This is a genomic window from Devosia limi DSM 17137 (assembly GCF_900128975.1).
In the GTDB taxonomy this organism is placed as follows: Bacteria; Pseudomonadota; Alphaproteobacteria; order Rhizobiales; family Devosiaceae; genus Devosia; species Devosia limi.
In genome coordinates this window covers 176,152-195,633 of record NZ_FQVC01000002.1, presented here as the reverse complement: position 1 = coordinate 195,633, position 19,482 = coordinate 176,152, and the positions used below count along the sequence as shown (strand labels likewise).

General features: G+C 61.8%; 24 protein-coding genes. 7 read left to right on the top strand and 17 right to left on the bottom strand.

Features of this window, described 5'->3' with window-relative positions; all coding sequences use genetic code 11:
* Window positions 1–318: 318 nt before the first annotated feature.
* Window positions 319–1,695 carry a 30S ribosomal protein S12 methylthiotransferase RimO gene (rimO, locus tag BUA69_RS04315; protein WP_046136772.1) on the top strand — a complete coding sequence of 459 codons (1,377 nt, stop codon included), beginning with the start codon at window positions 319–321 and terminating at the stop codon, window positions 1,693–1,695.
* Here the strand turns inward: rimO and BUA69_RS04310 are convergent.
* Window positions 1,692–2,321, bottom strand: coding sequence for a hypothetical protein (locus BUA69_RS04310; protein ID WP_052950736.1), 630 nt, complete (start codon window positions 2,319–2,321; stop codon window positions 1,692–1,694). The genes rimO and BUA69_RS04310 overlap by 4 nt on opposite strands.
* Window positions 2,322–2,430: 109 nt before the next feature.
* Between BUA69_RS04310 and folP the strand changes: the two genes are divergently transcribed.
* Genes folP through folK form a run of 3 tightly spaced genes read left to right on the top strand, consistent with a single transcriptional unit; the run spans window position 2,431 to window position 4,140 of the window.
* A complete protein-coding gene (folP, locus tag BUA69_RS04305; RefSeq protein WP_046136771.1) occupies window positions 2,431–3,306 on the top strand; it encodes a dihydropteroate synthase in 876 nt (291 codons plus the stop codon).
* A gap of 4 nt (window positions 3,307–3,310) precedes the next feature.
* Window positions 3,311–3,694, top strand: a complete 384-nt coding sequence (gene folB, locus BUA69_RS04300; RefSeq protein ID WP_046136801.1) for a dihydroneopterin aldolase — start codon at window positions 3,311–3,313, stop codon at window positions 3,692–3,694.
* Window positions 3,694–4,140 (top strand): 2-amino-4-hydroxy-6-hydroxymethyldihydropteridine diphosphokinase, encoded by a 447-nt coding sequence (folK, locus tag BUA69_RS04295; RefSeq protein WP_046136770.1) that lies wholly within the window; start codon window positions 3,694–3,696, stop codon window positions 4,138–4,140. The genes folB and folK overlap by 1 nt, the downstream gene beginning before the upstream one ends.
* Here the strand turns inward: folK and BUA69_RS04290 are convergent.
* Genes BUA69_RS04290 through crcB form a run of 4 tightly spaced genes read right to left on the bottom strand, consistent with a single transcriptional unit; the run spans window position 4,137 to window position 6,952 of the window.
* Window positions 4,137–4,919 (bottom strand): ATP12 family chaperone protein, encoded by a 783-nt coding sequence (locus tag BUA69_RS04290; protein ID WP_046136769.1) that lies wholly within the window; start codon window positions 4,917–4,919, stop codon window positions 4,137–4,139. The genes folK and BUA69_RS04290 overlap by 4 nt on opposite strands.
* Window positions 4,920–4,923: 4 nt before the next feature.
* On the bottom strand, window positions 4,924–5,586 hold the full coding sequence (locus tag BUA69_RS04285) for an HAD family hydrolase (protein ID WP_046136768.1): 663 nt from the start codon (window positions 5,584–5,586) through the stop codon (window positions 4,924–4,926).
* The gene (locus BUA69_RS04280; protein ID WP_046136767.1) at window positions 5,583–6,572 is read right to left on the bottom strand and encodes an RluA family pseudouridine synthase; all 990 of its coding nucleotides are present in this window, start codon (window positions 6,570–6,572) and stop codon (window positions 5,583–5,585) included. Before BUA69_RS04280 ends, BUA69_RS04285 begins: the two co-directional genes overlap by 4 nt.
* Window positions 6,569–6,952: a fluoride efflux transporter CrcB gene (gene crcB / locus BUA69_RS04275; RefSeq protein WP_046136766.1), complete on the bottom strand. Its 384-nt coding sequence runs from the start codon at window positions 6,950–6,952 to the stop codon at window positions 6,569–6,571. The genes BUA69_RS04280 and crcB overlap by 4 nt, the downstream gene beginning before the upstream one ends.
* 124 nt (window positions 6,953–7,076) lie before the next feature.
* On the opposite strand from crcB, the gene BUA69_RS04270 reads away from it, so the two are divergent.
* The gene (locus tag BUA69_RS04270; protein WP_082093964.1) at window positions 7,077–8,192 is read left to right on the top strand and encodes a patatin-like phospholipase family protein; all 1,116 of its coding nucleotides are present in this window, start codon (window positions 7,077–7,079) and stop codon (window positions 8,190–8,192) included.
* Here BUA69_RS04270 and BUA69_RS04265 read toward each other — a convergent pair.
* Both BUA69_RS04265 and BUA69_RS04260 read right to left on the bottom strand, forming a co-directional pair.
* Window positions 8,189–9,514, bottom strand: a complete 1,326-nt coding sequence (locus tag BUA69_RS04265; RefSeq protein ID WP_046136765.1) for a replication-associated recombination protein A — start codon at window positions 9,512–9,514, stop codon at window positions 8,189–8,191. The genes BUA69_RS04270 and BUA69_RS04265 overlap by 4 nt on opposite strands.
* A gap of 2 nt (window positions 9,515–9,516) precedes the next feature.
* Window positions 9,517–10,890: a Do family serine endopeptidase gene (locus BUA69_RS04260; RefSeq protein ID WP_046136799.1), complete on the bottom strand. Its 1,374-nt coding sequence runs from the start codon at window positions 10,888–10,890 to the stop codon at window positions 9,517–9,519.
* 307 nt (window positions 10,891–11,197) lie between these two features.
* Here BUA69_RS04260 and BUA69_RS04255 point away from each other — a divergent pair, with 307 nt between their 5' ends.
* Window positions 11,198–12,379, top strand: a complete 1,182-nt coding sequence (locus BUA69_RS04255; protein ID WP_046136764.1) for a type III PLP-dependent enzyme domain-containing protein — start codon at window positions 11,198–11,200, stop codon at window positions 12,377–12,379.
* 180 nt (window positions 12,380–12,559) lie between these two features.
* Entirely contained in the window at window positions 12,560–13,090 is a 531-nt protein-coding gene (locus BUA69_RS04250; RefSeq protein WP_046136763.1) for a P-loop NTPase family protein, read from the top strand.
* Window positions 13,091–13,198: 108 nt separating this feature from the next.
* Here the strand turns inward: BUA69_RS04250 and rplQ are convergent, their stop codons facing one another.
* The 10 genes from rplQ to rplR all read right to left on the bottom strand — a co-directional run bounded on the left by rplQ (window position 13,199) and on the right by rplR (window position 19,480).
* A complete protein-coding gene (gene rplQ, locus BUA69_RS04245; RefSeq protein WP_046136762.1) occupies window positions 13,199–13,624 on the bottom strand; it encodes a 50S ribosomal protein L17 in 426 nt (141 codons plus the stop codon).
* Between the two features lie 32 nt (window positions 13,625–13,656).
* The gene (locus tag BUA69_RS04240) at window positions 13,657–14,676 is read right to left on the bottom strand and encodes a DNA-directed RNA polymerase subunit alpha (protein WP_046136761.1); all 1,020 of its coding nucleotides are present in this window, start codon (window positions 14,674–14,676) and stop codon (window positions 13,657–13,659) included.
* A gap of 99 nt (window positions 14,677–14,775) precedes the next feature.
* A complete protein-coding gene (gene rpsK, locus BUA69_RS04235) occupies window positions 14,776–15,168 on the bottom strand; it encodes a 30S ribosomal protein S11 (RefSeq protein WP_046136760.1) in 393 nt (130 codons plus the stop codon).
* Between the two features lie 80 nt (window positions 15,169–15,248).
* Window positions 15,249–15,617, bottom strand: coding sequence for a 30S ribosomal protein S13 (rpsM, locus tag BUA69_RS04230; protein WP_046136759.1), 369 nt, complete (start codon window positions 15,615–15,617; stop codon window positions 15,249–15,251).
* A 177-nt stretch (window positions 15,618–15,794) separates the two neighbouring features.
* The gene (locus BUA69_RS04225) at window positions 15,795–16,364 is read right to left on the bottom strand and encodes an adenylate kinase (protein ID WP_046136758.1); all 570 of its coding nucleotides are present in this window, start codon (window positions 16,362–16,364) and stop codon (window positions 15,795–15,797) included.
* Entirely contained in the window at window positions 16,361–17,698 is a 1,338-nt protein-coding gene (gene secY, locus BUA69_RS04220; RefSeq protein WP_046136757.1) for a preprotein translocase subunit SecY, read from the bottom strand. The genes BUA69_RS04225 and secY overlap by 4 nt, the downstream gene beginning before the upstream one ends.
* A 129-nt stretch (window positions 17,699–17,827) precedes the next feature.
* Window positions 17,828–18,328, bottom strand: coding sequence for a 50S ribosomal protein L15 (rplO, locus tag BUA69_RS04215; RefSeq protein ID WP_046136756.1), 501 nt, complete (start codon window positions 18,326–18,328; stop codon window positions 17,828–17,830).
* Between the two features lie 17 nt (window positions 18,329–18,345).
* A complete protein-coding gene (gene rpmD / locus BUA69_RS04210) occupies window positions 18,346–18,534 on the bottom strand; it encodes a 50S ribosomal protein L30 (protein WP_046136755.1) in 189 nt (62 codons plus the stop codon).
* A 24-nt stretch (window positions 18,535–18,558) separates the two neighbouring features.
* Complete coding sequence (rpsE, locus tag BUA69_RS04205) at window positions 18,559–19,092, bottom strand: 30S ribosomal protein S5 (protein ID WP_046136754.1); 534 nt, start codon at window positions 19,090–19,092, stop codon at window positions 18,559–18,561.
* Window positions 19,093–19,117: 25 nt separating this feature from the next.
* Window positions 19,118–19,480 (bottom strand): 50S ribosomal protein L18, encoded by a 363-nt coding sequence (gene rplR / locus BUA69_RS04200; protein WP_046136753.1) that lies wholly within the window; start codon window positions 19,478–19,480, stop codon window positions 19,118–19,120.
* Between the last annotated feature and the right edge of the window lie 2 nt (window positions 19,481–19,482).

The following is a 19,482-nucleotide window of genomic DNA, read 5'->3' as shown; positions in this document are numbered from 1 at the left end:
CGATTCACCGTGAGCCGTCTTAGCCGCACACTCTGTTCACTGTTCGCGACCGATCCGGCCGCACTACCCGCTTACTACCGCACGATCTAGCGGCTTTTCGCAATTGCCTGGCGCCCCCCTTTTGCTATCCATCGCACACACATCGCCGTGATTAGTTCCGCCCAACGCATGGCCGCCCCTCATCATCGGCAAGACACGATCATTGCTTTTTTCGCCATTTCTAGTATGACGTCGGCAACTTTCAGTATCCGCAGCTGCTCTTTGGCCCGCCCTCCCGGCGCGGACGGGGCACTGCCTGAGCATTTCCGGGAACATTCAGTGTCCAACCTTACCAAGGCTCCCCAGCCAATCGCGCCGGCCAATCCGGGCCAGGCCCCAAAGATCGGGCTTGTCAGCCTCGGTTGCCCCAAGGCGCTGGTCGATAGCGAGCGCATCATGTCCACCCTGCGCTCGCAGGGCTACTCCTTCAGCCGCGACTATGCCGGCGCCGATATCGTGCTGGTCAATACCTGCGGCTTCCTCGATAGCGCCAAGCAGGAAAGCCTCGAGGCCATCGGCGAAGCGCTGAACGAAAACGGACGCGTCATCGTCACCGGGTGCCTCGGCGTCGAAGAAGAGCTGATCCGCAAGACCCACCCGTCCGTGCTCGCCATCTCCGGCCCGCATCAGTACGAAAACGTCGTCAACGCCGTCCATGAGCACCTGCCGCCGGTGCCGAACCGCTTCATCGATCTCGTCCCGGAACAGGGCCTCAAGCTCACCCCGCGCCATTACGCCTATCTCAAGATTTCCGAAGGCTGCAACAATCGCTGCTCCTTCTGCATCATCCCGCAGATCCGCGGCGATCTCGCCTCGCGCCCCGCAGCCGGCATTCTCGGCGAAGCCGAGGGGCTGATCCGCAGCGGCGTCAAGGAACTGCTGGTGATCAGCCAGGACACGTCGGCCTATGGCCTCGACATCAAATATGCCGAGTCCAATTATCGCGGTCGCCCGGTCAAAGCCAAGTTCTACGACCTGGCCAAAGAACTCGGCCAGCTCGGCGCCTGGGTCCGCCTGCACTATGTCTACCCCTATCCGCATGTGGATGCGGTGATGGAACTGATGGCCGAGGGCCTGGTGCTGCCCTATCTGGATATTCCGTTCCAGCACGCCTCGCCCAAGGTGCTCAAGGCCATGCGCCGCCCGGCCCACCAGGAAAAGACGCTGAATCGAATTCTCGACTGGAAGCGCCAAGTCCCTGATCTGACTGTGCGTTCCAACTTCATCGTTGGCTTCCCCGGCGAAACCGAAGAAGATTTCGAGGTCATGCTCGATTTCATCGAGGAAGCCGAGATCGACCGCGCCGGCTGCTTCAAATACGAGCCTGTCACCGGCGCTCCCGCCAATGAACTCGATGGCATCGTCCCCGATGATGTCATGCAGGACCGCTTCGAGCGCCTGATGGAAGTGGCGCAAAACGTTTCGGCCGGTCAGCTGGCCAAGAAGGTCGGCCGCACAATCGACGTGCTGGTGGATGATGTCGATCCCGACAACAACCGCGTCATCGCCCGCTCCAAGTGGGATGCGCCCGAGATCGACGGCCAGGTCATCGTCTCCGATGCCGACGGTATCAAGGTAGGCGACCTCGTCTCGGTCACCGTCACCGATAGCGACGAATACGACCTCTTCGCAGTGCCGGCCAAGCCAACAAACTAAAGCGTTTTCAACCCGCTAACGCCAATATCGGAATCACTATCCAAACGCCGCCCATCGGGCGGCGTTTCTGCCTCCAAAACCACCGGCATCGTTCGCATCGCCTCATACATCCGCTGCGTCCGCCGATACGGCCAGGCGTCATACAGCAACAGCTCAATCGGCCGCCACAACCCCACCCAGCCGGCGATCACGAAGCCCTCGCTGAACAGGCGATTGAGCCAGGACGGCAGCAACGCCGCTGTCGCCAGCACGCTCGACATCGACAGGCAAACGCCCAGAAATCCCAGCCCCAGCCACAGCGCTTGCCGCCCGGCCAGTTGCGTCTCTTCCAGCAGCAGATCAAGCTCATCGATCCGCGCCTCGCAATAGCGGTCCATTGCCGCGTTAAGCCGCTGCTCGGCCCCTGGTGTGATCTCGCTCGCGGGCACTTCCAGCACCAGCCGCGACTGCTGCGCATGATGCAGGCCCTTGGCCGCCAATTGCCTATGGAGCGTCTCGACGCCGGTGCGCAGCCGCACTGGCCCGACCAATGGATCCCGGTTGGTCTCGCCGAACAGATGGTCGAGCGAACCCAGCTTTAACCGCACCGTGATGGTCGCGTCAGATCGATTGTCGCGATCGCTCATAGCCTTGCTCCCCCGCTTTGTTGTTGCCTGAGAACGCTCGTGTGTCAAAACCTCCCGCAGGTTGCGCTACCATCTTGTAGCTGCACCCGGCGGGGTCTACTTCTCCACCATGACAATGCATTCGACGCACCATATCGCCCTGCCCCATGGCGGCCGGCTCACGCTTGGCCCTACCGCCGTCGTCATGGGCATTCTCAATGTCACGCCGGACAGCTTCTCCGATGGCGGCCAGCACGATATGCTGTCGTCGGCCGTCGCCCATGCCCAGACCATGCTCGCCCAGGGTGCCGATATTATCGACATTGGCGGCGAAAGCACCCGTCCCGGAGCGAGCCTTGTTTCCGTGCAGGAAGAGCTGGATCGGGTCATCCCGGTAATCGAGGCGCTGATCGCTATTGGCATCACCGCGCCCATCTCGGTCGATACCTACAAGCCCCTGGTTGCCGATCAGGCCATTCAGGCCGGGGCCAGCATCATCAACGACGTGCATGGCCTGCAAGGCGCGCCGGAGATGGCCGATATTGCCGCACTGCATCGCGCGCCCGTCATCGCCATGCATTGGGACCAAGCGCGTGACCTCGACAAACCCTTGCTTGATGAGGTCGACCGCTACTTCGCCGAAACCTTGGCCATCGCTCAGCGCGCCGGCATCGCGCCCGATCAGCTCATCCTCGATCCGGGCTTCGGCTTCGCCAAATCCGTGGCCGACAATTACGCGCTGCTCAACAGCTTCGACAAGTTGGGTTCAATCACCAAAAATCCCACCTCCGCCATGCCCATTCTCATCGGCACGTCGCGCAAATCCATGATCGGAAGACTGCTCGGCAACCAGCCCGATGAACGCCTGGCCGGCACCATCGCCACCAATGTGCTGGCCTATGCGCGGGGCGGCCACATCTTTCGCGTTCACGACATCAGAGCCAATCGGGATGCCCTTCGCGTTGCCCAGGCAACGCTGTATGGTCCGCCCAGCGATCTGGGGTAAAACCATGGCCGAAGCATACACGGGCGACCGTATCATCCTGAAAGATTTGGGCTTTTACGGCTACCATGGCCTCATGCTCGAGGAAAAGGCGCTCGGCCAGCGATTCTTCATCGATCTGGAATGCGGCGTCGATCTGTCCGCCCCCGCCACCACCGATCACTTCGGCCACACCGTGTCCTATGCGGATATCTACGATGTGGTCAAAGCCGCGTTCGAAGATCGCCGCATGCACCTCATCGAAGCGGTGGGCCAGAACATCATCGACGCGATTTTCGCGGCATTTCGGGACGTGAACTGGATCATCATCCGCGTCCGCAAGCCCGAGGCACCGATCGCCATGGTGCGCGGCGAAGCCGCTATCGAACTCCACCGCCAGCGGAAACAATAATGAAGTCAGCGGCTTGGCTCAGTCTCGGCGCCAATATCGGCGATCCGCCAGCCCAGCTTGCGGAAGCCATCAGCCGCGTCGACGCGCATCCCCACATCGCGGTCATTGCCCGCTCAACCGTGATCACCACCAAGGCCTGGGGCAAAACCGATCAGCCCGATTTTGCCAATATGGCAATCGGCGTCGAGACCGATCTCGAACCCCTGGAATTGCTCGAAATTCTGCTCGGCATCGAACTCGAAATGGGCCGGGAACGGATCGAAATCTGGGGGCCCCGCGTCATCGATATCGATATCATCGCCTATGACCGCATCGCGATGCAAAGTGACCGGCTGACCCTGCCCCATCCCCATGCCCATAATCGGGACTTCGTGCTGGATCCCCTCACGGAAATCGCCCCGGAAGTCGCCGACTGGGTTATTTCTGTCGCCTCTGCGCCGCGCTAATTGCGCAGCGCGTCCAGCACCTTGATCGTCGCATCGAACTCGCGCCGGCGCTTCTCGCGCCGCAGCACGGCTTCTTCGTCGGCCCCCCAGAACGAAATCTGGTAATCTTCATCCACATGCGCCGCCAGCCAGACATGGTCCGGGGTGAACAGCCTGTGCCAGAGGCCGATAGTCAGGATCCCCGAGCCCGTCAGCCCGGTGATCGAAACCAGCGCGGTCAGTACCAGCAGGTTCTCCGGCTCCAGCGCCGCCGCCAGTTTGGCCAGCGTGGCCTTGGGCTGTTCCTGGTGAATAATGCCGGCAGTTGGCTGGAAACTCACGCCAAAATGGCGGGCAACGCGCACCAGCGCATCGTCCCAGACTGCTTCCTGCTCCGCTACCAGCGTCTGCGGTCCCTCAGCCCGATACAGCAGCAGGTCACTCGCCACGAACTTGATCACCTCGTCGCGGAACGCCGGCACCATGGCCTCGCCGCTCTCGATCGCCGAGTTGATCAGCCGCACTGTCGGCATGGTCTCGGCGTCGACGCGCTCACCCTGTGCCGCCCATTCTTCCGCCATCGTCGTGGCAATCGATGCCGCCGGAACGATGACCGGCAGCCGCAGCCCCGGTGTCTTGGCCGGGCGCCCGTCAAACGTCACGGTAAACCCGCCATCGACCGGCTCTACTGCAACCTCCTTGTAGAGGCGCTTGGGCAGGTCCGCCTTGAAGTCACGCTTCTGCGACCGGCCATAGCCGTCATCGCGGTGCTTTTCGGCGTCTTCGAGTTGATCGCGCATAGTCTTACCCCAGTACTTGCCGGATCGCCGCATCGAGATCGTCATAGCGGTCGACCATCAGATCGGCGCCGGCGGCCACCAGCTCACTCGGCTCATGATAGCCCCAGGTCACCCCGATTGTCCGCGCGCCGGCCGAACGGCCGAGTTCGATATCGAAAGTGGTGTCGCCAATCATCACCGTCTCTTCTGGCGCCGCGCCGGTTTCGGCCATTGCCCGCAGCAGCATCCCGGGATGCGGCTTTGAGGGGTTATGGTCAGGCGTCTGCAGGGTGACGAAAAATTCTGCCAGGCCATGCATGGAGAGGATGCGGTGGACGCCCGTCAGGCCCTTGCCCGTGGCAATGCCCATCCGCACGCCCGGCGTCAGGTGCAGCCGCCCAAGGGCCGCCATGGCGCCCGGAAACAGCCCTTCGCGATCCCCCTCGGTCAGCAGCGACGCCCGGTAATGCCCCCGATAGTCTTCGACCAGCCGGTCGATGAGTACGGCATCATCGCTCTTGGCCAGGCGCCCCAGCGCTACCGGCAGGGACAGCCCGATGACCCGGCGCGACTCGGCCGGCGTCGGTGGCGTCAGCCCGGCCTGCTCAAACGTCGTGACCATGTGTTCTGTAATCAGCGCCTGCGTATCGATCAGCGTGCCGTCCATGTCGAACATGATGAGCGTCATGCGCCCTCCTCCGGGTCCCCGCCCTGCACGTCATAGCGGTCCGGATCGAACCCAAGGGCATCGAAGCTCTGCCGCATATGCGGCGGCAACGGGGCCGAAACATCCAGCCGCTTGCCTCCCCGCAGCGGCAGCGCAATGCGCCGCGCATGCAGATGCAGCCCTTCGCCCAGGCCGGGGGCACCCTGCCAGTTCTCTATATTGAAGTAACGCGGATCCCCGATGATTGGCGTGCCGAGCTGGGCCATATGCACGCGCAACTGATGCGTGCGGCCGGTCACCGGCTTCAGCGTCACCCAGGCAAAGCGCCGGCTGGCGGTATCGGTAGTCGAATAGTAACTAGTCGAATGCTGCGCACCCGGCGTGCCATTCTTGACCACGACGACCTGCTCGCCATCCAGGCCACCCTGCTTTGCCAGGAAGCACGAAATCTCACCCTGCAGCGGATGCGGATTGCCCGCCACCAGCGCCCAGTAGATCTTGCGCGCCGAGCGCGAGCGGAACACCGACCCGAAATGGCTGGCGGCCGCCTTGGTCTTGGCCACGACGAGACAACCCGAGGTGTCCCGGTCCAGTCGATGCACCAGGCGCGGCGCCTCGCCCTTCTTGTTCGGCAGGCTTTTCAGCATGCCATCGACATGGCGCTTGGTGCCGCTGCCACCCTGCACGGCGAGGCCCGACGGCTTGTTGAAGACGTAGATATCGTCGTCTTCATAGATGATCAGGCTGCGCAAGAACTCAGCGTCCTGATTGTTGAGCTTGACTGGCTTGACCACATCGGGATCGTCGATCGGCGGAATACGCACGGTCTGCCCCGGTGACAACCGCGTACTGGTCGTCACCTTGGCCTTGTCGACCTTGATCTCGCCATTGCGGATCAGCTTCTGCAACCGTCCAAAGCCGAGCTGCGGAAAATGATACGCGAACCAGCGATCAAGCCGCATTCCGTCTTCGTCGTCGCCGACCTGTCGCTGTTGAACCGCACTCATATTGGGCTGCCCCGGGTCATCAAAAGCCCCAGATATAGCCCGCAGAGGCAAACCACAACCGACAACAATGCATAGAGCACCGCCTGTGCCACGTCACCGCGCTCTATCAGCACCACGGCATCGAGCGAAAACGTCGAAAACGTGGTGAATCCACCCAGAATACCAACTGCCACGAACAGCCGCGCCTCATTGCCCCAGGCAGGCAGCGTCCGCGCCATGACGCCGATGAACAGCCCCATGCAGACCGCCCCCAGAACATTGATCAGCAGCGTTGCCAACGGAAACGAGGCAGTCCAGAACCGGCTCACCAGATGGGACAGGCCATAACGCGACATCGCGCCTAGTGCCCCGCCAATACCGACCAGTATGTATCCCTGCATGGAGCCTCGCCTGTTTGAATAAGGAAATTGAAAACTTTGCTGCGCAAGTCTGCCGGACTTGCTCATGAATATGGTTTAGCCTGCAATCTAGTATGGGCTGCAGATTTGTCGCCCGGGGGCCTCAATGCTGGTTTTACGTTCAACTTTCCTCGCAGTGGCGCTGCTTGCTCTCGCCGCTTGCAGCTCGATGGCGCCGCGCCAGCCTGTGCCGGAGAACCTGGCCGCGTCGGCGTCGATCCCTGCCGATCAGAAGCTTCGGTATTGGGGCGATGATCGCGAATTCGCGGACATCCACTCCCACATTGCCCCCGGCAGTGACGGCGACGTCGATTATCTGACTCTCTCGGGCGGCGGAATCAATGGCGCATATGGTGCAGGGTTCCTGGTGGGCTGGAGCGCCAAGGGCAACCGGCCGCAGTTCGAGGTCGTCACCGGCATCAGCGTCGGCGCCATGATGGCCCCGATGGCCTTTCTCGGACCCGCCTATGACGAGCGCCTCAAGTCGGTGTTTTCGACCCTGACCCAGGAGGCCAGCCCAACGGCCGATTTCATCTCGGCGATCTTCGGTGCCCCCTCCATTCTCAGCAACGCGGTCCTGCTGGCGAGCATTCGCTATCTCGTCGACGACCAGGCGCTGGCTGCGATTGGCAGCGCCCACCGCCAGGGCCGGCGTCTCTATGTCGGCACCACCAATCTGGATGCCCAGCGCCCGGTTATCTGGGATATCGGTGCCATCGCTGTCAGCAATCTACCCAACAAGCTGGACCTGGTGCACCAGATCATCCTGGCCTCGGCAGCCGTTCCCGGCGTCTTCCCGCCTGTCCTGCTCGACGTGACCGCCCAGGGGGTCCAGTTCGATGAACTTCACGTTGATGGCGGCGTCACCCAGCAGGTCTTGCTGATGCCCGGCGGCTACGAGGGTTTCGTCAAGGGCCGTCGCGGCGTGCAGAAGCTCTACGTGATCTTCAATGGCGTCGTGGCCCCCACCCCCGCTGCGGTGAAAATCTCCAGCGTCTCGCTGTTGCAACGAGCAGTCCCGACGCTGCTCAAATATCTCGGTCGCGGCAATATCGAGCAGTTGGCGACCTCCGCCAGTCGCGCCGGCCTTGCCTTCTGGCTGACCGCAATCCCGGCGGAATTCCCCGAGAGCAAGAGCATTTTCGGCAGCCCGGCATGGCTGACGGCCCTTTTCACTTATGGCTATGAGAGTGGCCGCGCCGGGATCTGGCAGAAAGACTAGCCGTCGCGGCTGCCCTTCTGCGCCCGTAACCGTTCGAAATAGTCCAGCCGCTTGCGATAGTCGCGCTCGCTGCCGCGCTCGACCGGCTCGTAGAATTTCTGCCGACCGATCTTTTCGGGGAAATATTGCTGCCCCGAAAAGCCCTCTGGCGTGTCGTGGTCGTAAATGTAGCCGTCGCCGTAGCCAGACCCCTTCATCAGCTTCGTGGGGGCGTTCAGGATGACCATTGGCGGCATCGGCGAGCCCGTGGCCTTGGCGACGCTCATCGCGCCCTTGAAGGCCGTGTAGACGGCATTCGACTTGGGGGCGAGCGCCAGATAGACCACGACCTGCGCCAGCGCCAGCTCGCCCTCGGGCGAGCCCAGCATCTGAAACGCATCGCGCCCTGCCACGGCCTGCGGCAGGGCCAGCGGATCGGCCAGTCCGATATCCTCCACGGCCATGCGGATCAGCCGTCTTGCCAGGAACAGCGGGTCCTCGCCGGCATCCAGCATGCGGGCGAAATAGTACAGCGCCGCATCGGGGTCCGAACCACGGATGGTCTTGTGCAGCGCCGAAATCAGGTTGTAGTGCCCATCCTGGGCCTTGTCATAGATCGGTGCCCGCCGCTGGATCACGGTCAACATGGTCGCAGCGTCGAGCGTCTCCCCCGGCTTGGCTGAGGCCAGCACCTCTTCGACCAGACCCAGCAAGGCCCGTCCGTCGCCATCGGCGAGCGTGAGCAGGGTATGGCGCGCCTCGGCGTCGAGCGGCAGCGCTGCTCCCGCCAACGCCTCCGCCCGCACGACCAGCTTTTCCAGGTCCTCAAGCCCCAATGACTCAAACCGCAGCACCTGGCTGCGCGACAACAAAGCCGCATTGAGCTCGAAGGACGGATTTTCGGTCGTGGCGCCCACCAGCACCACGGTGCCGTCTTCCATCACCGGCAGGAAGCCATCCTGCTGCGCCCGGTTGAACCGATGGATCTCGTCGACGAACAGCAGCGTCTTGTGCCCGGAAAGGCGCTCGAAGCGCGCCTTCTCGAACACCTTTTTGAGGTCCGCAACCCCGGAGAACACCGCCGAAATCTGCTCGAACGAGTAACCGATTTGATCGGCCAGCAACCGCGCCACCGTGGTCTTGCCAGTGCCGGGTGGCCCCCACAGGATCAGCGAGCCCAGTCGCCCGGAGGCAATCATCCGGCGCAAAGTGCCGTCGGGGCCCAGCAAATGGGTTTGCCCGATCACCTCATCGAGTGAGCGTGGCCGCAACTGATCGGCCAGCGGCCGGCGCGTATCGTCGTCGTTTGCCTGCTCGGGCTCTCTCGCGAAAAGATCGGCCATACCTATCCACTGACTATGCTCTGCATCACCTTCCCGCCGCGCTGCAGGATAATCTGCCAGGTGCGGACGCGATTGGATGCGGTCGTTTGAAACACGCGCGCAGTATCCATCGGCACGTTGTTGAGCGAAAGGATGATGTCGTCGACCCTCAAGCCCATCTGATCGGCGGCGGACCCCGGTTCGATAGCCGTAATGATCACGCCCTTGGCGTCGTACGGCAGCCCTTTGGCTTCGGCAAGGGCTGCCGTCAATTGCTGCACGCTGCTGCCGGCAAAGCGTGAATTACCGCCAATGCTGGCCCGCATGTCCTCGCTGGCAATCGGAGCCGCTTCCACACTGAAACTCACCGTTTCAGTCGCCCCGCCCCGCAGCCGCTCCAATTGCGTCACCTGCCCGATTGGCTTGGTGGCCAACCGGAAGTTGAAGCTGCTGGGATCATCGACCCGCACCCCGTCGACCGCCAGGATCACATCGCCCGAGACAAACCCGCCCCGTGCCGCCGGCCCGTCCGGCGCCACTTCTGTGATCAGCGCCCCATGCGGCGCGGGCATGCCCAGGCTCGCCGCAATATCGGCCGTCACCGCCTGCATCTTGGCCCCAAACCATGGCCGCACGATCTGCCCACCGGCAACGCCCGCTTCTGCCACCAGCCGCGCCATATTGGCCGGAATGGCAAAACCAATGCCCACCGAGCCACCGGTCTGCGAGTAAATCGCGGTGTTGATGCCCACCAGCCGGCCACTGAGATCGACCAGCGCTCCGCCCGAATTGCCGGGATTGATCGCCGCATCGGTCTGGATGAAGAACTCGTAGTCGCTCCGCTCTACCCCAGTGCGCGCCAACGCCGAGACGATACCGCTGGTGACCGTCTGCCCCACCCCGAACGGGTTGCCGATTGCCAGGACCAGGTCGCCGACCTCCAGCGCATCGGAATCGGCAAACGAGATTGCCGGAAAACTGGTGCCATTGGGCTCGCGGATGCGCAGCACCGCCAGGTCCGTCTGCTGGTCCTCGATCACCACATCGACGGCAAATTCCCGCCCATCCGACAGCGCGATTCGCACATCGGTCGCCCCTTCGATGACATGGCGATTGGTCAGGATCACCCCGCCGGCATCGACAATCACGCCAGAGCCCAGTGCTTGCGATTCCCTGGGGCGGCTCTGGAAGCGCCCTTCATTGCCGAAGAACCGCGAGAAGAACGGATCGTTGGCGAAAGGCGAAGCCGCCCGTTGCTCGATGCGCGTCGCATAGACATTGACCACCGATGGCGACACGGATTTCACCACCGGGGCGAAGGTCAGCTTCATCTGCCCCTCGGTTTCCGGCACCACCGGAATTGCCACCGGCGCAATGTTGGCGACAGGCGGCGCCATCTGTGCATTGCTGGGCCCATTGAGCGGAGACAGGGCGATACCGCCGACAATGGCCAGAACCGCAAGAGCGCCGACAGCCAGCACGAGACTGCGCAAGGACATCAATCTAAATCCTTCCAGAACCAAGTTATCCCAGCCATTTCCGGCTGCACGAGACTTGCACGAAAATACCCCGAATCCGGCGTCAAAAAGGCGTCAAGCGATCACCTTAAATGCAGGACAAATAATAGTTTGCGCGTGGGGGCACACCGCCCTATATGCAGCGCTCGATTCAACGCTACTCTTGGCCCGAAAGGCAGGATGTCCAATGACAGACGAGCCGAACCACGTTTACCCGAACACCTCTGCCCTCATCGCGGCGGAAGCCCCGGATTTCCCGGCCTTCCTGTTCTCTGAACGTGAGTTGCATAAGGCCACAAAGGTCTTCCGCAAGGGCTTCGACGGTCTGTTGACCTATGCCGTCAAGTGCAACCCATCGCCCCACATCATCGCCCAGCTGCATCGCGAAGGTTTGAAGGCGTTCGACGTCGCCTCCAATACCGAGATGGAGCTGGTGCGCGATTATGCCCCCGGCGCGGTCATGCATTACAACAACCCGATCAAGAACAAGCGTGAGATCGCTCGCGCCTATGAAGAGTTCGGCGTTCGCTCCTTCACCATCGACCATCCCCAGCAGCTGGACCAGCTCGCTGCCGTTGTATCGCCCTCGCGCGATGTCGAAGTGACGACCCGTTTCAAGGCCGGCAAGGCGCTGAAGTCCTATGACTTCGGCATCAAGTTCGGCGTCATGGAACAGGGCGCCGCCGAAATCGCCACCATGGTCGAGCAGATGGGCTACACGCCCAGCCTGTGCTTCCACGTCGGCAGCCAGTGCGAAGACGCCTACGCCTATGAGCGCCACATCGCTGCGGCCGCCCGTATCGTCGAAGAGTCTGGCATTGAACTGAAGCGCCTCAATATCGGCGGCGGCTATCCGGCCCCCTACCCGACCAGCGAAGCGCCCCCGATGGACTATTACTTCGAGACCATCTCGACCGCCGTGAGCGACCACTTTGGCGAAAAGAGGAAGCCAGAGCTGATCATCGAGCCTGGCCGCGCCCTTGTCACGTCGTCGACCTCCCTGCTGCTGCGCGTAAAACACCAGCGCGGCGGCCAGTCCGTCTATGTCAATGACGGCGCTTATGGCAGCCTGATGGAAGTCAAGTTCATGCACTTCACCCCGCCGGTTCGCGTCTGGCGCGGCGCCCGCGTGCATGACAATGACGCGGATTTCTCGGAATTCACCATCTGGGGCCCCACTTGCGACAGCTATGACGTGCTGCCCCAGGTGTTCACCCTGCCGGCCGATATCGACGAAGACGACTGGATCGAGTTCGGCCTGATGGGTGCCTACACCCAGGCATCGCTGACCCCGTTCAACGGCTTCGATCGCCGCGACCAGTTCTGGGTCGAGGAAGTCTATACTGGCAAGGACGTCCAGCCCGAATAGGCAGGACCGGCTTGCATGGGCGAGGGTTCGGCGCTATAGCCCCCGTCCCCGATCCGGCGGCAGCAATGCTGCAGCAAATTGTGGGCTGCTCCCTCTGGGAGCGGCCCTTTTCTATTGGAGCCCCCGCCGCCTCGATCAGCTTTTCCACCCCGATCCACCAACGACATATCGGAACTGAAAATGCATGACCTCCCCCTCGAAACGCTCGGCCGACGCATCTGCATCCTTGGCCCCACCAATGCCGGCAAGTCCACCCTTTGCGCTGCAATCGCCCGCAAGCTGGGAGTACCGGCTGTCCATCTCGACCAATTCCGCCACCTCCCCAATACCGATTGGGAGCCTCGGCCTGATGCGGAATTTCACGCCCTGCATGACGCGGCCATCCTCGCCCCTGAATGGGTGATGGACGGCAATTATTCCGCCTTGCTGCCACAGCGCTTCGCCCGGGCCACGGGGATCATCGCGCTCGATGGGCATTACCTGGCGCGTTTCGGCCGCTATCTCCGCCGCACCCTGTTTCAGCCCGACCGCGCCGGCGGTCTTGAGGGCAAGCGTGACAGCATCAAGCTTGAAATGATCCACTGGGTCTGGAAAACCCGCAACAGCTTCGGCCGCTATCACGCCCGCGCCTGCAGCACCGGCTTGCCAATCGTCACCTGCCGTTCACTGGCCGATCTCAGGTCCCTGGGCCGCGCCTGGGAGCTGGACTGACAGGTACCCCGTGTTACGGGCAACACAGGGCCCATACCCCTGCCCCGGAACGAAAAGGGCGGCCGCGAAACTCGCGGCCGCCCCAAATCTGTCGCGCAGACCAAAGTCTTACGCTGCTTCGGACTCTTCGTCGTCACGCACATGGACCGGACCGCTGTCCTGGCCCTTGGCATTGACGTCGCGATCGACGAACTCGATCACGGCCATCGGAGCGTTGTCGCCGTAGCGGAAGCCGGCCTTCATGATGCGGATATAGCCGCCCTGACGGTCCTTGTAGCGCGGCCCGAGAATCTCGAACAGCTTGCGAACCTGATCTTCGTCGCGCATCTGGGCAATCGCCTGACGACGAGCGTGCAGGTCGCCGCGCTTGCCGAGGGTGATCAGCTTCTCGACGATCGGACGCAGGTCCTTGGCCTTGGGAAGCGTAGTGACGATCTGCTCGTGCTTGATCAGCGCGGCAGACATATTGGCGAACATGGCCTTGCGGTGGCTGGCAGTCCGGTTGAGTTTGCGACCTGAATTACCGTGGCGCATGGTGGTCTCCTAAAGTGCTTGGCAGCGCGCGATCAATAATGATCTTCGTAGCGCTTGGCGAGGTCATCGATATTCTCGGGTGGCCAATTGGCAACGTCCATTCCGAGATGAAGGCCCATCTGCGCGAGCACTTCCTTGATTTCATTGAGCGACTTGCGGCCGAAGTTCGGCGTCCGCAACATCTCGGCTTCCGTCTTCTGGATCAGGTCGCCGATATAAACGATGTTATCGTTCTTGAGGCAGTTGGCCGAACGCACCGAAAGTTCAAGCTCATCGACCTTCTTGAGCAGCGCCGGATTGAAGGCGAGTTCAGGAACGGTATCCTGGGCCTTTTCCTTGCTGGGCTCTTCGAAGTTCACGAATACCGACAGCTGGTCCTGCAGGATCCGCGCGGCATAGGCCACGGCGTCTTCCGGCGAGATGGCGCCATTGGTTTCGACCTGCAGGGTCAGCTTGTCCTTATCCAGGCTTTCGCCGGCACGGGTAGCATCGACCTTGTAGGACACGCGACGAACCGGCGAAAACAGCGAGTCGACCGGGATATAGCCGATCGGTGCGTCTTCGGGACGGTTCTTGTCGGCCGGGACATAGCCCTTGCCGTTATCAACGGTGAACTCGATATTGATCTCGGCGCCATCGTCGAGGTGGCAGATGACCAGCTCGGGGTTCAGCACTTCGATGTCGCCGGTGACCTTGATGTCGCCGGCAGTAACAGCGCCCGGGCCCTGACGCGAAAGCGCCAGACGCTTGGGACCTTCCCCACCCATCCGCAACGCGATTTCTTTCACGTTGAGAACGAGATCGGTGATGTCTTCGCGCACGCCCGGAAGCGAGGAGAATTCATGCAGGATGCCGTCAATCTGGATTGCAGTCACTGCCGCGCCCTGAAGCGACGACAGCAGCACGCGACGAAGGGCATTACCCAGGGTAAGCCCGTAACCGCGCTCAAGCGGCTCGGCAACTACCGAAGCCACGCGCGCGTTATCGCTGCCCGAAACAATCTCCAGCTTGGTCGGCTTAATCAGTTCTTGCCAGTTCCTCTGGATCGTCACAGGTTGTGTCCTTTCAAAATCGCGGCCCTCGCCCGGCCGCTCCGCCGCAAACGCAATAAGACTCCCGGCCGCCTCGGCCGGGAGCTTTCAATCGGTCTATTAGACGCGGCGCCGCTTGCGAGGACGGCAACCATTGTGCGGGATCGAGGTCACGTCGCGGATCGAGGTAACGTTGAACCCAGCTGCCTGGAGAGCGCGAAGCGCCGATTCACGACCCGAACCGGGACCACGAACTTCGACCTCGAGGGTCTTCATGCCGTGTTCCTGCGCCTTCTTGGCGGCATCTTCGGCAGCAACCTGAGCGGCATAAGGGGTCGACTTGCGCGAGCCCTTGAAGCCCATCACGCCAGACGAGGACCACGAGATCGTGTTGCCCTGCATGTCGGCGATGGTGATCATGGTGTTGTTGAACGATGCATTCACGTGGGCAACACCCGACGTGATATTCTTGCGCTCCTTGCGGCGGACGCGCGTGGTTTCAGTCTTTGCCATTTAAGTCCTCTATTCGATATCTGCGCTGCCGTTAGCCAATCGGCCCCGGCAGCTACATCGAAGAACCCGATATCGGGTTCTTACTTCTTCTTGCCGGCGATCGCCTTTGCAGGACCCTTGCGGGTACGAGCATTGGTATGGGTGCGCTGACCGCGGACCGGCAGGCCGCGACGATGACGCAGGCCACGATAGTTGCCCAGGTCCATCAGGCGCTTGATGTTCATCGCCACATTGCGGCGAAGATCACCTTCCACGACGTAGTCGCGGTCGATAGCTTCACGGATCTGGATGACTTCCGCGTCGGTCAGTTCATTGACCCGGCGCTCTGCCGGAATGCCAACCTTGGTGCAGATATCCTCGGCGAACTTGTCGCCGATCCCGTGGATATACTGCAGCGCAATAACTACGCGCTTATTCGTCGGGATATTGACGCCAGCAATACGAGCCACGTCTGCTCTCCTTCATTCAGCGCGAACCATCACGGCTGGCGCCCTTAAACAACAAGGGACCGGATTTCGACCCCAACCGAAATGAGGAACCGAATCCAGCCCAATAATCCATGAGACTGACGCGGTTCTTTAAGGATAAGACCAGACAGAGTCAACTGCCCAGCCCAATCCGAAACTTTAGCCTTCGATAGCTGCCTTGATCGCGGCAGTCACCTGCTCGACCGGCTCCATGCCATCGACGGCTCGCAGCAGACCTTCGTCGGTATAGTACGCGACGAGTGGAGCGGTCTGCTCCTGGTAGACATTGAGGCGCTTGCGCAGCACTTCCTCGTTGTCGTCGGCGCGGGCGCCGCCGCTTTCCTTGGCGCGGTTGATGACGCGCTCAACCAGCACATCCGCATCCGCCTTGATCTCGATAACAGCGTCGAGCTTGACGCCCTTCTCGACCAGCATCAGGTCGAGCGCCTCGGCCTGCGCGATGGTGCGCGGGAAACCATCGAGAATGAATCCAGGCTTGCAGTCTTCGGCATCGAGGCGTTCCGAGACGATACCATTGACGATGGCATCGGACACCAGATCACCACGATCCACGATGGCCTTGGCTTCCAGACCGAGCGGCGTCTTCGCGGCGATGGCCGACCGCAGGATGTCACCGGTAGATAGCTGAGGAATACCGTAGGCTTCGACCAGAATCTTGGCCTGAGTACCCTTCCCCGCTCCCGGCGGCCCCAAAAGGATCAACCTCATCGACGCTTACCTCCCCCAAGACGAGACTTCTTGACCAGACCTTCATACTGCTGGGCAATCAGGTGGCTCTGGATCTGGCTGACCGTATCCAGGGTCACCGTCACCATGATCAGCAGCGATGTACCGCCGATAAACTGGCTGACCGCAAGCTGGCTCACCAGGACTTCCGGGATCAACGCCACGAAAGTCAGGTACAGCGCACCGACGACCGTGATGCGCGTCAGCACGTAGTCGATGTGCTGGGCCGTGCGCTCACCCGGACGGAAGCCCGGAATGAAGCCGCCGGAACGCTTCAGGTTATCGGCCGTCTCGGTCGGATTGAACACGATGGCCGTATAGAAGAAGGCGAAGAAGATGATGAAGAACGCGAACAGCGCCAGATAGAGCGGCTGGCCGCGGCCGAGCATGGCGGTCACCACCTGCAGCCACTGCGGAGCGTTACCCTGTGCAGCAAACGACGCGATGGTCGCCGGCAGCAGCAAAAGGGACGAACCGAAGATCACCGGGATAACACCGGCAGTATTCAGCTTGAGCGGCAGGTGCGACGTGTCGCCCTGGAACATCTTGTTGCCGACCTGGCGCTTTGGATACTGGATCAGCAGCCGGCGCTGGGCGCGTTCAAAGAACACAATAATACCGATGACCACGATCGCCAGGATCACCAGACCGATGGCAGCCAGCGGCGGCAAGGCCCCTGTCCGGCTCAACTCGAGCGTCTGCACGATGGTCGTTGGCAGGTTGGCCACGATACCGGCAAAGATGATCAGCGAAATGCCGTTACCCACGCCACGTGCAGTAATCTGCTCGCCCAGCCACATCAGGAACATCGTGCCACCAACCAGGGTGATCACGGTGGAGATGCGGAAGAACCAGCCTGGGTTCAGAACGACGCCCTGGCTCGCTTCCAGGCCGACAGCGATGCCATAGGCCTGCACGGCGCAGAACACGACCGCCAGATAGCGGGTGTACTGGTTCATCTTGCGACGACCGGCCTCGCCCTCTTTCTTGAGAGCTTCTAGACGCGGCGACGCCGTGGCGATCACCTGCACCACGATGGACGCGGTAATGTAGGGAATGAGGTTGAGGGCAAAGATCGCCATACGCTCAACGGCACCACCAGCGAACATGTTGAACATGCCGATGATGCCCTGCTGCGACTGTTCGAAAGTCGCGCGGAAGGCGTCGGGATCAATGCCGGGAACCGGAATGAAGGTACCCAGACGATAGACAAGCAGCGCGCCCAGTGTGAACCAGATCCGCTGCTGCAGGGCCTTCGCCTTGGAGAACGTCGAAAAATTGAGATTACGTGCCAGCTGTTCGGCTGCGGACGCCATGTATCGCTCCCTATGGCTTCAAGGCCAGGTGCGCTCGGAGCGCTTCAGGGCACAGATGCACCTGCATCCCTAACGCAACAAACCAAAAAAAGGCGCACCCGACCGATAGTCGGGTGCGCCAAACCGACATTAGCCGGCGTATGGAGTCTTCTTCCACGGCGCCTTGGCCGGGATGAGCTCGACCTTGCCGCCAGCAGCTTCGATAGCCGCAAGCGCGCCCTTGGTGGCGTAGTCAACCTTGAACGTCACCTTCTTGGAGGTGAAGCCCTCGGCGCCGATCAGACGCACACCGTCCTTGACGCGACGGATGACGCGGGCAGCGATCAGCGCCTGGGCGTCGATCACAGCAGTCGCATCGAGCTTGCCAGCATCGAGGTAGGCCTGAACGCGGTCGATACGGACCTCGTTCCAGTTGCCAGGATTAAGGGCATTAAAGCCGCGCTTAGGCATACGCATGTGAAGGGGCATCTGGCCGCCTTCGAAGCCGTTGATCGCAACGCCCGAGCGTGCTGTCTGGCCCTTGCCGCCGCGACCACCGGTCTTGCCCTTGCCCGAACCGATGCCGCGACCAACGCGGATGCGGACCTTGTTCGCGCCGGGATTATCGCGCAGTTCATTCAAACGGGTCATCTGATCGACCTTCTCTCTTACTCGCCGACGACGCGGACGAGGTGCGGGAGCTTGTTGATCATGCCGCGAACTTCCGGCGTATCAAGCAGCTCACGCTTCTTGTTCATCTTGTTGAGCCCGAGACCGATAAGGGTCGCGCGCTGCACCTTGTCGCGGCGGATCGGCGAACCGTACTGCTCTACGATGAGGGTCTTTTTCTCAGCCATTTTTTCTCTCCGTCCCTATCGGGCTCAGACTTCGGCCGCAGATTCGCCGCGGCGAGCCTGCAATTCCGAAACCTTCAAGCCACGACGGGCAGCAACCGAGCGCGGGCTATCGACACGCTTGAGCGCATCAAAGGTGGCACGCACCATGTTGTAGGGGTTGGCAGTGCCCTGCGACTTGGCGACGATGTCGTTGATACCCAGGGTCTCGAACACAGCGCGCATCGGACCGCCGGCAATGATACCGGTACCCGGAACGGCTGCACGCAGGATCACCTTGCCGGCGCCATGGCGACCATGCACGTCGTGGTGCAGGGTGCGGGCATCGCGCAGCGGCACGCGGATCATCTGGCGCTTGGCCTGCTCGGTTGCCTTGCGGATCGCTTCTGGAACTTCACGGGCCTTACCGTGACCGAACCCGACGCGGCCCTTCTGGTCGCCGACGACTACGAGAGCGGCAAAACCGAAACGACGGCCACCCTTCACAACCTTGGCCACACGATTGATGTGCACCAGGCGGTCGATAAATTCGCTTTCGCGCTCTTGAACGTCTCTGCTCATAGTAACTTCTTTCTCGCGCCGTGGATCAGAACTGCAGACCGCCCTCACGGGCAGCGTCTGCAAGGGCCTTGACCCGGCCATGATAGATGTAGGCGCCGCGATCGAAGATCACCTCGGCAACGCCGGCCTTGGTACCGCGCTCGGCAATCAACTTGCCGATCGTTGCAGCAGCCTCGGCGGTCGAACCGTTCTTGACCGATGCCTTGACGTCCTTGTCGAGCGTCGAAGCGGCGGCCAGCGTACGGCCTGTCGCGTCGTCGATGATCTGGGCGTAGATATTCTTGTCCGAACGGAAAACCGACAGACGCGGACGACCAAAGGCACGAGCCTTGAGCGCCTTGCGGACACGGGCCTTGCGGCGCTCCGCTCCCTTTGCACTGATAGCCATTG